The 12,608-nt window shown below is 61.7% G+C and carries 20 protein-coding genes and 1 tRNA gene; 19 read left to right on the top strand and 2 right to left on the bottom strand.

Translation table 11 applies throughout. The annotated features are described in order from the left end of the window. Nucleotides 1–103: 103 nt before the first annotated feature. Complete coding sequence (locus HALLA_RS10015) at nucleotides 104–850, bottom strand: competence/damage-inducible protein A (protein ID WP_049953219.1); 747 nt, start codon at nucleotides 848–850, stop codon at nucleotides 104–106. 114 nt (nucleotides 851–964) lie between these two features. Between HALLA_RS10015 and HALLA_RS10020 the strand changes: the two genes are divergently transcribed. Then, nucleotides 965–2,503, top strand: a complete 1,539-nt coding sequence (locus HALLA_RS10020; protein WP_049953220.1) for an HTTM domain-containing protein — start codon at nucleotides 965–967, stop codon at nucleotides 2,501–2,503. A gap of 112 nt (nucleotides 2,504–2,615) precedes the next feature. After that, complete coding sequence (locus tag HALLA_RS10025; protein ID WP_049953221.1) at nucleotides 2,616–2,828, top strand: hypothetical protein; 213 nt, start codon at nucleotides 2,616–2,618, stop codon at nucleotides 2,826–2,828. A 172-nt stretch (nucleotides 2,829–3,000) separates the two neighbouring features. On the opposite strand, the gene HALLA_RS10030 is transcribed toward HALLA_RS10025, so the two are convergent. Then, nucleotides 3,001–3,071, bottom strand: a tRNA-Gly gene (locus HALLA_RS10030). A 303-nt stretch (nucleotides 3,072–3,374) separates the two neighbouring features. Here HALLA_RS10030 and HALLA_RS10035 point away from each other — a divergent pair. From HALLA_RS10035 to HALLA_RS10115, 17 genes are read left to right on the top strand one after another with little or no spacing between them, the layout of a single operon-like run. Then, nucleotides 3,375–4,256: a putative RNA uridine N3 methyltransferase gene (locus HALLA_RS10035; protein WP_049953222.1), complete on the top strand. Its 882-nt coding sequence runs from the start codon at nucleotides 3,375–3,377 to the stop codon at nucleotides 4,254–4,256. A 4-nt stretch (nucleotides 4,257–4,260) separates the two neighbouring features. Next, nucleotides 4,261–5,280 (top strand): 50S ribosomal protein L3, encoded by a 1,020-nt coding sequence (locus tag HALLA_RS10040; RefSeq protein WP_049953223.1) that lies wholly within the window; start codon nucleotides 4,261–4,263, stop codon nucleotides 5,278–5,280. Nucleotides 5,281–5,283: 3 nt separating this feature from the next. Continuing rightward, nucleotides 5,284–6,036, top strand: coding sequence for a 50S ribosomal protein L4 (rpl4p, locus tag HALLA_RS10045; RefSeq protein ID WP_049953224.1), 753 nt, complete (start codon nucleotides 5,284–5,286; stop codon nucleotides 6,034–6,036). Further along, nucleotides 6,033–6,287 carry a 50S ribosomal protein L23 gene (locus tag HALLA_RS10050; RefSeq protein ID WP_049953225.1) on the top strand — a complete coding sequence of 85 codons (255 nt, stop codon included), beginning with the start codon at nucleotides 6,033–6,035 and terminating at the stop codon, nucleotides 6,285–6,287. Before rpl4p ends, HALLA_RS10050 begins: the two co-directional genes overlap by 4 nt. 2 nt (nucleotides 6,288–6,289) lie before the next feature. Continuing rightward, on the top strand, nucleotides 6,290–7,012 hold the full coding sequence (locus tag HALLA_RS10055) for a 50S ribosomal protein L2 (RefSeq protein ID WP_049953226.1): 723 nt from the start codon (nucleotides 6,290–6,292) through the stop codon (nucleotides 7,010–7,012). Further along, nucleotides 7,009–7,431 (top strand): 30S ribosomal protein S19, encoded by a 423-nt coding sequence (locus tag HALLA_RS10060; protein ID WP_049953227.1) that lies wholly within the window; start codon nucleotides 7,009–7,011, stop codon nucleotides 7,429–7,431. The genes HALLA_RS10055 and HALLA_RS10060 overlap by 4 nt, the downstream gene beginning before the upstream one ends. Before the next feature lie 7 nt (nucleotides 7,432–7,438). Then, nucleotides 7,439–7,921, top strand: a complete 483-nt coding sequence (locus HALLA_RS10065; RefSeq protein WP_049953228.1) for a 50S ribosomal protein L22 — start codon at nucleotides 7,439–7,441, stop codon at nucleotides 7,919–7,921. Continuing rightward, nucleotides 7,922–8,869 (top strand): 30S ribosomal protein S3, encoded by a 948-nt coding sequence (locus tag HALLA_RS10070; RefSeq protein WP_049953229.1) that lies wholly within the window; start codon nucleotides 7,922–7,924, stop codon nucleotides 8,867–8,869. Then, nucleotides 8,869–9,129, top strand: a complete 261-nt coding sequence (rpmC, locus tag HALLA_RS10075) for a 50S ribosomal protein L29 (protein WP_049953230.1) — start codon at nucleotides 8,869–8,871, stop codon at nucleotides 9,127–9,129. The genes HALLA_RS10070 and rpmC overlap by 1 nt, the downstream gene beginning before the upstream one ends. 11 nt (nucleotides 9,130–9,140) lie before the next feature. Continuing rightward, the gene (locus HALLA_RS10080; RefSeq protein ID WP_049953231.1) at nucleotides 9,141–9,623 is read left to right on the top strand and encodes a ribonuclease P protein component 1; all 483 of its coding nucleotides are present in this window, start codon (nucleotides 9,141–9,143) and stop codon (nucleotides 9,621–9,623) included. After that, on the top strand, nucleotides 9,614–10,063 hold the full coding sequence (locus tag HALLA_RS10085) for a 30S ribosomal protein S17 (RefSeq protein WP_049953232.1): 450 nt from the start codon (nucleotides 9,614–9,616) through the stop codon (nucleotides 10,061–10,063). Before HALLA_RS10080 ends, HALLA_RS10085 begins: the two co-directional genes overlap by 10 nt. Then, nucleotides 10,063–10,461 (top strand): 50S ribosomal protein L14, encoded by a 399-nt coding sequence (locus HALLA_RS10090; RefSeq protein ID WP_049953233.1) that lies wholly within the window; start codon nucleotides 10,063–10,065, stop codon nucleotides 10,459–10,461. The genes HALLA_RS10085 and HALLA_RS10090 overlap by 1 nt, the downstream gene beginning before the upstream one ends. A gap of 3 nt (nucleotides 10,462–10,464) precedes the next feature. Next, nucleotides 10,465–10,821, top strand: a complete 357-nt coding sequence (rplX, locus tag HALLA_RS10095; RefSeq protein WP_049953234.1) for a 50S ribosomal protein L24 — start codon at nucleotides 10,465–10,467, stop codon at nucleotides 10,819–10,821. Then, nucleotides 10,818–11,513 (top strand): 30S ribosomal protein S4e, encoded by a 696-nt coding sequence (locus HALLA_RS10100; RefSeq protein ID WP_049953235.1) that lies wholly within the window; start codon nucleotides 10,818–10,820, stop codon nucleotides 11,511–11,513. Before rplX ends, HALLA_RS10100 begins: the two co-directional genes overlap by 4 nt. After that, nucleotides 11,510–12,049, top strand: a complete 540-nt coding sequence (locus tag HALLA_RS10105) for a 50S ribosomal protein L5 (RefSeq protein WP_049953236.1) — start codon at nucleotides 11,510–11,512, stop codon at nucleotides 12,047–12,049. The genes HALLA_RS10100 and HALLA_RS10105 overlap by 4 nt, the downstream gene beginning before the upstream one ends. After that, nucleotides 12,042–12,218 (top strand): 30S ribosomal protein S14, encoded by a 177-nt coding sequence (locus HALLA_RS10110; protein ID WP_049953237.1) that lies wholly within the window; start codon nucleotides 12,042–12,044, stop codon nucleotides 12,216–12,218. Before HALLA_RS10105 ends, HALLA_RS10110 begins: the two co-directional genes overlap by 8 nt. After that, a complete protein-coding gene (locus HALLA_RS10115) occupies nucleotides 12,215–12,607 on the top strand; it encodes a 30S ribosomal protein S8 (protein WP_049953238.1) in 393 nt (130 codons plus the stop codon). The genes HALLA_RS10110 and HALLA_RS10115 overlap by 4 nt, the downstream gene beginning before the upstream one ends. The last annotated feature ends 1 nt before the right edge of the window (nucleotide 12,608 follow it).

A 12,608-nucleotide genomic window follows, 5' to 3' on the forward strand; every position in this document is an offset into this window, starting at 1 on the left:
GGTCGCTCATTTCTGAGTTGTTGGTAGACACCCGGTCCGCTTCTCGTCCAGCCGATCAGTCGAAGGCCTGCAGCTGGTCGGTGGCGAGAGGTTTACGGCCGTCTCAGTTCGATTCGGACGGCTCTCCCGTCTCGACCCGCTCGCGAATCCATGCCGCGGCCGCTTCGACCGTTTCCTCGTTGTTACCGGTGACTCGCAAGCGCCCGAGTCGATCCTCGCTTTGGGGATAGCTCCCGACGGAAACGTCGAATTGCTCGTCGACTCCCTCGAGAACCGTTCGAAGCGATCCTTCGGGAGCCGGCGTGTAGACGGTTTCCGAGACGACATCGCCCGAGAATTCGGTCTCGACCGTTTCGAACATGGCCTTCATCTCCGCCGGAATGCCGGCGAAGACGTAGACGTTCTCGATCACACAGCCCGGCGACCAGCCGGCGTCCGTGACGATCGGTCTCGCACCCTCCGGCAGCGAGGCCGCGGCGTCGATGTCGAACTCGAGTTCGTACTCCTCGAAGAACTCGGGGCGTTCTTCCCGCAATTTCCGCCCTTTCTCGAGGATTTGCTCGCGGACGGCCGGAACGACGACGAGATCGCGCTCGAGACCGGCAGCTACGGACTCGAGAGTCACGTCGTCCGGCGTGCCGCCGAGACCGCCGGTGACGACGACGGCGTCGAACCGCTCGCTCCACGCCGCGACGGTGTCGGCGATGAGCGCGCGATCGTCGGGAATCGTCAAGATTCGGCGGATCGCCCCGCCGCGGTCGGTGATCTTCTCGGCGAGCCACGACGCATTCGTATTGGTCGTCCGCCCGGCGAGCAGTTCGTCACCGATCGTGAGGATCGCGACCTGCATACTGCGGTGTTCTCGTCGTTCACGGTTATATTTCGCGGCGACCGCCACGACCGTCCAAGAGGGGAAAGCACTTATAGAGAGGCTGACAACCGCGAAAGCGATTGTACCCGTCGCATGTCTGCTGATCGATCACCGCCTCCGGACTCGAGTGTTGCCGACACAGGGCTCGGTCCTGCGGTTCGGTCCCTGATCCGCGCGCGACTCGGAATCGATCCGCGAGCCCTCGCCGCGTTTCGGATCGCACTCGGAACCGTCCTCGTCGCCGATCTGCTCGTCCTTCGCGTTCCCGGACTCGTTCCGTTCTACACCGACGCTGGCGTGTTCCCCAGATCGGCGCTCGCGGAGACCTATCCGGCGTTCGCGTCCGTCTCTATCCACGCACTATCGGGGTCGCCGTGGGTACAGGGAATCCTCTTTGCGATCGCCGGCGTCTTTGCCGTCTGTCTGTGTCTCGGGTACCGAACTCGTCTCGCGACGCTCGTCTCGGTCGTGTTGCTGGCCTCGCTCCAGATCAGGAACCCGCACGTCCTCAACGGGGGCGATACGATCCTCACGTCGCTGCTGTTTCTGGGCCTGTTCCTTCCGCTGGGCGCTCGGTGGTCCCTCGACGCCCGTCGCCGCGCGCGAGAGTCGGACGGACAGACGCGGATGGCGACGGCCAGCGGCGGTCGCATCGTCTCGGTTGCGACAGTGACGATTCTCGGTCACTTCGTCATCATTTACGCGACGAACGCGATTTTGAAGTTCCAGAGCGAGCCCTGGATGGAGGGGGTCGCAGTCCGGCGAATATTCTATCTCGAGCAGTTTCTCGCCTTTCTGGGGCCGTCTCTGTCGGAGTTTCCACTCGTCCTCACGGCGGTCAACTGGGCCTGGATCGGGACGCTTTCGGCGGCCCCGCTTCTCGTCCTGTTGGTCGGATGGGGCAGAACCGCCGTCGTCGCCGCCTTCGTCTGTAGCCACCTCGGCATGGTACTGACGATGCAACTCGGGGCGTTTCCGTTCGTCATGATAACGGGTTTGCTGTTGTTCCTCCCGCCGCGGGTCTGGGATCGGGTCGAACGCAGCCGGACTCGAGCAATCCTCGATGGGCTCGAGACACGCACGCGAACCAAAATACCTCGTAGACCAGGGCTTTCGATGCCGTCGATCCCATCGATCCAGATTCCCGCCACGTTCGGTCGGGCCGGTCGTATCGGCGCAACTGTCATTCTGGTCACTGTGTTGCTCACGTCGACGCTCTGGCAAACGGCTCAGGCGGGGCTCGTCGACTCGCCAGCCCCTGAACTGGAAGGGAGTCTGGACGATGTCGGTTGGGTGTTTTTCGCACCGAATCCGCCGGACGCTTCGACGGACTATGTCGTCGAAGCCGAACTCGAGTCTGGCGACCGAGTCGATCTCGCGACGGGCGAGCAAGTCACGCTGGATCGACCGCCCAATCCCGCACAAACGTACCCCTCGACGCTCTGGAAACACTTCGGGATGAACATCCGCTACGCCGATGCGAGCCAGTTCGAACCCAGCGTCGAGTACGTCTGTGCCCAGTCCGATCGCAACATCGAGACCGTGACGATATACAGTCTCGAGCAACCGGTCGGCCCGGATGGACCAACCGGCGACCCCGTCGCAGACGAGCGAATTTCGAGGGCGTGTTGAGACAGTTTCCCGATCGACCTGTAAGCACTCGAGAACGGTCAGCAGCGAGTCAGAGGGTACTCGGTGTGAACTCTCCAGAACGTTTATTCTATCCGTTATTTACTAGTTCTATATGGGGACGTTCTCGCTCACGCAAACGGAGTTGCAGATCCTCCGCGTTCTATTCGTGGTACTCGTGTTCGTCGGCATCGCAGGAAGGGCACTTTCTGGTGGGACGTTACTCGAATCAGTCGTTGGCGGTGGTGTGATTGGCGGACTGACCTTTATTCCACTGGCTCTCATTTACTTCGTGTACCTGTTTGGCACGCGTCGGTCGGTGTCATAACTCGTCTCACGTAACGCAAGGCGGCTACAGCGCTCACGAATTTGTTCGCGAGAGAAATGCGTTGGCTGGGATTTGAACTACTCCTGAGAACCTGGTCGTAAAACTCGCAGAACCTCAGTATAATTCAAATCCAGATAGAAATCTCTCCTCACGTAGTTGTTCGCGAGAGAAATGCGTTGGCTGGGATTTGAACCCAGGTTGTGACCATGGCAAGGTCACGTGATACCACTACACTACCAACGCCCTGCTACACTTCTGAATACATCGGGAGGGATGTATAAGGGTTGCGAATCGACTTGCTCTCGAGAGACAATCACACGAGGGCGTCGATTTCGCGGTCTCGAGCGGTACGCCCCCAAAATGCGCTCGATCGGTCGAGATACGGGGGAAATAGAACACGTTAGGTGACGGAAGTGTGCGTGTGGCTGATACGCACGAATTCGAGACTGAGAGAGGTTGACAGCCGGAAACGATTCCGCTACCCTTTTACGATCCCGTCAGGAAATATCGCTACAGTCTAGTGACGAGGCGCCGAAGCGTCACGGTATGACCACAAGCGTACTCGTACCGTCGTCACTCGCTCGAGAAGCCGAGGACAAACGCGAGGCGACTCGCAAACTCGGTTACGTCGCCCGCGCGGCGACGATTTATCGGGCGGATCGCCTGATCGTCTACCCAGATCGGGACGGCGAAACGGGGAAATTAGGCGGCGGGTTCGTACACACCGTACTGCGGTACGCCACGACGCCTCCGCATCTCCGAAAGGAGATCTGGGGCAAGCGGGACGAACTGGAGTACGTGGGCGTCTTACCACCGCTCCGTGCCACGTCACAGACCGGCTCCGAATCCGACGATTCGGGGTCGAAAAGACAAGGAATCGTGACCGAGGTCGGACCTGATCAACGCGTCCGGGTCAATTGCGGACTGCAACACCCGATCTCTCTCAACGTGCCATCGGAGATGGCACTCGCGGAGGGAGAGCGCGTGACAGTCAGGATCTCTTCGCGACGACCGGTCCGTGCGAAAATCGTCGACAAGCCCACACAGGGGCTATCGATCGAGCAAACGGACCTTTCGGCGGCTCTCAGCCGTGAGGACGCCGGCGTCCGAATCGCAGCTTCCCGGTTCGGTGAACCGCTCACCGTGGGGAAACTCGAGACGCTGGCCGGACGACTCGAGCGGGACGGTCTCACCGTCGCGTTCGGTGCGCCCGAGAGAGGGCTGCCGGCAATCCTCGGCATCGATGCCGACGCCGTACAGAAAGACGGCGTCGCGCGACTCGATGCCGCGGACGACGCAGACGTCGAACCCAACGGCGATCCGGGGTTCGACCTCTGGCTCAATACGGTTCCGAACCAGGGAAGCGACGTGGTACGAACGGAAGAAGCGCTGTTCGCCACGCTCGCTTCCCTCACATTGAGAGCGTGATAGAATGCCACAACCAAACGCACCACGCAAAGGCTCACTCGGGTTCGGTCCACGACAGCGTGCGACCAGCGAGGTCCCACGATTCAACTCGTGGCCGGACGACGATGGACAGCCAACGCTCCAGGGCTTCGCGGGCTACAAGGCCGGCATGACCCACGTGGTAATGGTCGACGACGCCGCTAACTCGACGACCGAGGGAATGGAGACGACCGTTCCCGTTACCATCGTGGAGACGCCGCCGATGCGCGCCGTCGCTCTGCGTGCGTACGAAGACACACCGTATGGTATCAAGCCGATAACCGAGGTCTGGACCGACGAGTTCGACGACGATCTCGATCGCGTCCTGGACCTTCCCGGAGATGACTACGACGTCGAGGCCGCCGAGGCCGATCTTCGCGACCTGCTCGAACAAGGCCGCGTCGACGACGTTCGCGTCATCACCCACACAGTACCCGGTTCCGTGCAGTCGGTCCCGAAGAAGAAGCCGGACGTCATGGAGACGCGCGTCGGCGGCGGTTCCGTCGAGGAACGCGTCGACTTCGCACTCGATGTGGTCGCCGACGGCGGCGAGCACGTCCTGAACGACGTCTTCCGTGCCGGCGAGTACGTCGACGCAAGCGGCGTCACGAAAGGGAAAGGAACGCAGGGTCCGGTCAAACGCTGGGGCGTCCAGAAGCGAAAGGGCAAACACGCCCGTCAGGGATGGCGCCGCCGCATCGGTAACCTCGGTCCGTGGAATCCGAGCCGCGTTCGCTCGACGGTTCCACAGCAGGGACAGACGGGCTACCACCAGCGCACCGAACTGAACAAACGCCTCGTCGACATCGGCGACGGCGCAGACGCGACGGTCGACGGCGGCTTCGTCAACTACGGCGAAGTCGACGGGCCGCACGCGCTGATCAAGGGCTCGCTCCCCGGGCCGAACAAGCGTCTCGTACGCTTCCGCCCGGCGATCCGACCCGGAGACCAGCCGCGCCTCGATCCCGAGGTTCGGTACGTCTCCACCGCATCAAACCAGGGATAACCCATGCAGGCAACAGTACGAGACCTGGACGGTGCAGACGCAGGGGAAATCGAGCTCCCGGCGGTCTTCGACACGCAGTTCCGCCCGGACTTGATCGCCCGTGCCGTCCGCACGTCACAGGCCAACCGAAAACAGGACTACGGCGCCGACGAATTCGCGGGCATGCGAACGCCTGCGGAATCGTTCGGTAGCGGCCGCGGTATGGCCCACGTTCCGCGAGAGAACGGACGCGCTCGGCGCGTTCCACAGGCTGTCTCGGGACGAAAGGCACACCCGCCGAAAGCCGAGAAGGACCAGACTGAATCGATCAACACGAAAGAAAAGAAACTGGCCGTCCGCAGCGCCATCGCTGCGACGACCGATTCCGAACTCGTCGCCGACCGCGGCCACCAGTTCGACGACGACACCGAACTCCCGCTGGTCGTCAGCGACGAGTTCGAAGACCTCGTCAAGACGAAGGAGGTCGTCTCCTTCCTCGAGGAAGTCGGTGTCGATGCCGACATCGAGCGCGCCGACGAGGGTCGAAACGTACGATCCGGACGCGGGACAACCCGTGGCCGCAAGTACAACACGCCGAAATCGATCCTCTTCGTCACCTCGAGCGAAACCGGTCCGTCGCGGGCCGCTCGCAACCTCGCCGGTGCCGACGTCGCGACCGCCGCCGAAGTCAATGCGGAGGATCTCGCGCCGGGTACCCAGCCGGGTCGGCTGACGATCTGGACCGAAAGCGCACTCGAGGAGGTGGCCGAGCGATGAAATCGATCATCGACTATCCTCTCGTCACCGAGAAGGCGATGAACGACATGGACTTCGAGAACAAGCTCCAGTTCGTCGTCAACGTCGACGCCACCAAACCGCAGATCGCGGACGTCGTCGAAGAGCGCTTCGACGTCGGTGTCACCGACGTCAACACACAGGTAACGATGAACGGAACCAAGAAAGCAACCGTCAAACTCTCCGAGGACGACGACGCGCAGGAAGTCGCCTCGCGAATCGGGGTGTTCTGAGAATGGGACGACGAATTCTCGGACAACGACGCGGACGCGGGACGCCGACGTTCCGCGCCCCGTCACACCGGTACAAGGCAAAGCTCGAGCACAAGAAGCCGGAGGACAGCGATGTCGTTCGCGGCACGATCGTCGACATCGAACACGATCCCGCCCGGTCGGCTCCGGTCGTCGCCGTCGAGTTCGAAGACGGCGACCAGCGGCTCATCCTCGCACCGGAGGGAGTTACGGTCGGCGACGAGATCCAGGTCGGCATCTCCGCGGAGATCAAGCCCGGGAACACGCTCCCGCTGGCGGAGATCCCCGAGGGAGTTCCGATCTGTAACGTCGAGGCGAATCAGGGCGACGGCGGCAAGTTCGCCCGTTCGTCTGGCGTCAACGCGGACCTGATCACCCACGACCGCGACGCAGCGGTCGTGCAACTTCCAAGCGGCGAGGTCAAGCGCCTCGACCCGCAGTGTCGTGCGACCATCGGCGTCGTCGCCGGTGGCGGTCGAACGGAAAAGCCGTTCGTCAAGGCAGGAAACAAGTATCACAAGATGAAAGCCCGGGGCACGAAGTGGCCCCGCGTCCGCGGTGTTGCGATGAACGCCATCGACCACCCGTTCGGTGGCGGTGGCCGACAGCACCCCGGCAAGCCCAAGTCCGTCTCGCGCGACGCACCGCCAGGGCGGAAGGTGGGCGACATTTCCTCGCGCCGTACCGGCCGAGGTGGTGACAAATGAGTTCTGATTACCGAACCGGCCGTGAAGGTGAGTTCACCTACCGCGGTCACACGCTCGAGGAACTGCAGGAGATGGAACTCGAGGACGTCGTGGAACTGCTCCCCGCTCGCAAGCGGCGAAGTATCGAACGCGGTCTTTCGGTCGAACAGGAGAAACTGCTCGAGAAAGCCCGCGAGAAAGACGAGGAGACGACAGCGAACACACCGATCCGTACGCACCTCCGGAACATGCCGATTCTCCCGGAGTTCGTCGGACTGACGTTTGCCGTGTACAACGGCCAGTCCTTCGAGCGCGTACAAGTCGAACCCGAGATGATCGGTCACTATCTCGGCGAGTTCCAGTTGACCCGGACGTCCGTCGAACACGGACAGGCCGGTATCGGTGCGACTCGTTCGTCGAAGTTCGTCCCACTGAAGTGATCAACGCATGGGAATCAACTACTCAGTCGACGCAGATCCCGACGCCACCGCGAAAGCGATGCTTCGGGAGCGTCACATGAGCCACAAGCACAGCAAGGAGGTCGCACGCGAACTCAAAGGTCGAACCGTTGGGGACGCACAGGCGTACCTCCAGGACGTCATCGACGAGAAGCAATCGGTCCCGTTCCGCTCGCACAACAGCGGCGTCGGACACCGATCGGACATCGACGGCTGGGATGCCGGCCGCTATCCGGAGAAAGTCAGCGAGGCGTTTCTCGATCTCTTAGAGAACGTGTCCTCGAACGCGGATCATCAGGGATTCGATGGCCAATCGATGGAAATCGCCCACGTCGCCGCCCACAAGGTCGGCGAATCCGTCGGCCGAAAGCCACGAGCGATGGGACGTGCCTCGGCGTGGAATACGCCGCAGGTCGACGTCGAAATCGTCGTCGAAGAGGTCGACACCGCTGACGAGGGAGGTGACAACTGAATGTCGGACGAACATCAATTCATCGAAAACGGCCTGCAGCGATCGCAGATCGACGAGTTCTTCGAAGAGGAACTCGGTCGTGCGGGCTACGGTGGTATGGACGTCGCCAAGACGCCGATGGGAACGCAGATCGTTCTCAAAGCGGAGAAGCCGGGAATGGTCATCGGCAAAGGCGGCGAGAACATTCGGAAAGTGACGACGGCACTCGAGGAGCGGTTCAACCTCGAGGACCCCCAGATCGACGTACAAGAGGTCGAAGAACCCGATCTGAACGCCCGAATCGTCGCCGACCGACTCTCGAACGCCCTCGAGCGCGGTTGGTACTTCCGAAAGGCCGGTCACACGACGATCGACCGAATCATGGATGCCGGCGCACTCGGTGCCGAGATCGTCCTCTCCGGAAAGGTGACGGGCGCACGCTCGCGCGTCGAGAAGTTCAACCGCGGCTACATCAAGCACAACGGCGAACCCGCTGAAGAGGTCGTCGACCACGGCCAGGGCGTCGCGGTCATGAAGCTCGGAACCATCGGCGTTGATGTCAAGATCATCCCGCCGGGAGCCGAACTTCCCGACGACTTCCAGATCCACGACGATATGGATCCCGAAGAGGTCGTCCCCGACGCCGTCGAAGCGAACGAAGGCGTCGAAGAACTGCTCGAGGCCGAACCGGAAGCAGACGAAGCCGCGGAGGCTGACGAGGAGGGTGCTGCCGACGCAGAGGCGGACACCGAAGCCGACGCGGACGAGGCTGACCTCGACGAAGAGGTCGTCGAGGAGGTCATCGAAGAAGAAGTCGAGTCTGAAGAAGCCGCGGCCGACGACGACTCCGCCGAGGACATCGAGGAAGATCTCGACGAACTCGAGGAAGACGTCGAAGCTGAAGCCGAGGAGCTCTTAGACGAGATGGAAGCAGCGGACGACGAGGACGCCGAGGAGGATGATTCCTGATGGCGATTCTCCACGTTGCAGAAATTCGCGACATGACGGCTGCAGAGAGAGAAGCCGAACTCGAGGAGCTCGAGACCGAGCTTCTCAACCAGAAGTCCGTCCTCGCGGCCGGTGGTGCACCGGAGAACCCGGGTCGCATCGGCGAACTGGGTCGCACCATCGCGCGGATCAAAACGATCCAACAAGAAGAAGGCGACTTCGAGGGCGAGGCGTCTCGAAGCGAAGGCGGTGAAACCGCCGACGAAGCAGACGCCGAATAAGCAATAGAGAAATGGCACTCACACCAGAGACACTCCCCCGACACGAACTCAACGGCCTTCCGGTCCGCGTCGTCGAAAGTGACGACGAGGGACGGGAAGGACTCGAGGGACGCGTCGTCGTCGAGACGACGAAGACGCTCTCGATCGAGGTTTGCGTTCCGCCGGAAGCGGAACGATGGCGAGACGGTTCGACCGTCGAGCGCGAGGACGGAGCGTCTCGAGTGGTGATGGTGCCGAAATCGGGCACGGTATTCGAGTTCGCGATCACAGATGAAGCCGCCGAGGACGAGAAGTCCTCGGGGACTGCGTCCAAACTGGCCAACACTCAACCCTCGTCGACCGACGAGGACCGAGCCGGCGCTAATTCCGACGGCTGTCGTGCCGACCGGCACGCCGCTGGCGAGGACGTGGCCTACGTTACGGTCGATGGATCGCGGCTGCTCTCACGACCCGCCCGACGAACAGAAACGTCAGGTGATTCACCATGGCAATAGGATTAGACGTAACAACGCCTCCGGAACCAGAAAACCCGGAGGAGTACGACTACGAGAAGTGTCCGTTCTACGGCGAGCTTTCCGTTCGAGGGCAGATCCTCGAGGGAACGGTCGTCTCGACGGACATGGACAAGTCCGTAGTCGTCGAGCGAGAGTACGACGTGACGGTTCCGAAGTACGACCGTCAGATGAAACGTCGCTCGCGCATCCCGGCACACGTGCCGGGCGTGCTCGAGCCGCTCTCGGTCGGTGACACGGTCAAGATCGCAGAGACCCGACCACTGTCGAAGACGAAATCGCACGTGGTCGTCGAAGTAACCGAAGAAGCGACCGCCGAGGACCTCGCAGAGCTAACCCGTCAGAGCGAACCTGAACGGGAACTCTCCGCAGAGGACGTCTCCGCGGACGCAGACGAAGACGAAACCGACGGTGATCAGTGATGGAGGCGATGAAAGCCGACGTCACCCAGGGACTCAAGAAGGGGTCGCTGGTCACGTGTGCCGACAACACCGGCGCGCGGGAACTCAAGATCATCAGCGTCTCGGGCTACCACGGCACCAAGAGCCGCCAACCGAAGGCGGGAATCGGTGACAAAGTGACCGTCTCGGTCACCAAGGGTACCCCCGAGATGCGCCGACAGGTCCTCGAGGCCGTCGTCGTTCGCCAGCGGAAGTCGATCCGCCGGCCCGACGGCACGCGGCTGAAGTTCGAGGACAACGCGGCAGTCATCATCGACGAGAACGAAGAGCCCCGCGGCACGGAAATCAAGGGCCCGATCGCCCGCGAAGTCGCAGAGCGCTTCGGAGCAATCGCCAGCACGGCAACGATGATCGTATAGACAATGAGTAAACAACCACACAAACAGCGAAACGAAACGGCGCGTGCCCCGCTTCACCAGCGACAGAAGCAGATTCACGCCACCCTTTCGGACGATCTTCGCGACGAGTACGACACGCGTCGCACCCGCGTCAACGCGGGCGACACGGTCGAAGTCATGCGCGGCGATCACGCCGGCGAAGAGGGTGAAGTGCTGACGGTCGACCTCACCGAGCAGGTGATCCACGTCGAGGACGTGACGATCGAGACGGCAGACGGCGAAGAAGTGCCGCGACCGCTCGAGCCCTCGAACGTTCGAATCACGGATCTCGACCTCGAGGACGACCGACGCGAGGCACGCCTGGAAGGTGAGACTGCATGAGCAACCATCAGAAACGACTCTCGGTACCGAAATCCTGGCCCGTCGAGCGCAAGACCGAGACGTTCACCGTCAAGGCCGGCGCCGGCCCGCACGGTGAAGCAGGCGTTCCGCTCGTCGTTCTCCTGCGGGACGTTCTCGGCTACGTCGACTCCAAGAAAGAAGCGCGCTACGCGCTCTCGGAGGACTCGATCCTCGTCAACGGCGACGCGATCAACGACGAACAGCGCCCAATTGGGATGTTCGACATCATCGCGTTCCCCGACCTCGAGGAATACTACCGAATCTTCCCCGACGAGGGCGGTCGACTCGCGCTGACCCCGATCGACGCCGACGCGGCCGATAGCCGCCTCGGAAAAATCGACGGCAAGCAGCAAGTCGCCGGTGGCGACACCCAGTTGACGCTTCACGACGGGACGAACATCATCGTCGACGACGAGTACAGCGCGAAGGACTCGGTCGTCATCGACAACGACGACAAATCGATCGTCGCTCACTTCCCCTACGAAGAGGGCGAACTCGTGACGGCCGTTCGCGGCAATCACGCCGGCAAGATCGGAACGATCGAGAACATCGAAGTCACGAAAGGAAGCGGCTCCAACATCGTGACCGTCGAGACCGACGACGAACTGTTCGAGACCGTCGAAGAGTACGTCTTCGTCATCGACGAGAAATTTGCAGGTGATGACGAATGAGCGAAGCGAGCGAGGCTGAGTTCCACGAGATGCGCGAACCGCGCGTCGAAAAAGTCGTCGTCCACATGGGCGTCGGCCGCGGTGGCCGCGACCTCGGGAAAGCCGAAGACATCATCGAGGAGGTCACCGGACAACAGAGCGTTCGAACCCAGGCCAAACGGACCGAACCGGAGTTCGGCATCCGCGAGGGCGAACCGATCGGCACGAAGGTCACCCTTCGTGACGACGACGCAGCTGAATTCCTCGAGACGGCTCTGACTCTCGCCGACCTCTCGGCGAACCAGTTCGACGATACGGGGAACTTCAGCTTCGGTGTCGAAGAACACACCGACTTCCCGAGCCAGGAATACGATCCGAGCATCGGTATTTACGGGCTGGACGTGACCGTCAACCTGGTCCGACCGGGATACCGCGTCTCGAAACGTGACAAAGCGACCCAGCAGATTCCATCGCGACACCGACTGACCCCCGAGGATGCGATCGCGTACCTCGAGTCCAGTTTCGACGTCGACGTGGAGGAGTCCACAGATGAGTGAAAGTGAAAACGAACGAACGGGCGAACACGCCGAAAAGCGTACGGGCCAGATGGAGGCCTGCCAGCGCTGCGGCCGAAAGCAGGGACTCGTCGGCAAGTACGACATCAACCTGTGTCGGCAGTGTTTCCGCGAAATCGCCCGCGACATGGGATTCAAGAAGTACAGATGACAGGGAATAACCCCCTCAGCAACGCGCTTTCGGGGCTCGACAACGCAGAAGACGTCGGGCACCTGAGTCACGAGGTACAGCCCGCCTCGAACGAAATCGGCAGCGTACTCGAGGTCTTTTATGACCGCGGGTACATCGACGGATTCGATCTCGTCGATGACGGAAAAGCCGGAACGTTCGAAGTCGAACTGAAAGGAGCGATCAACGAATGTGGGCCCGTCAAACCCCGCTACGCCGTCGGTGCCGATGAATTCGAGAAATGGGAGAAGCGATTCCTCCCGGCTCGAGACTTCGGGACGCTCGTCGTCACGACGAGCAGTGGCATTATGAGCCACTACGAGGCACGCGAGAAGGGGATTGGAGGGCAGGTGATCGCATACGTCTACTAAC

Origin of the sequence: Halostagnicola larsenii XH-48, assembly GCF_000517625.1 — an archaeon.
Lineage (GTDB): Archaea > Halobacteriota > Halobacteria > Halobacteriales > Natrialbaceae > Halostagnicola > Halostagnicola larsenii.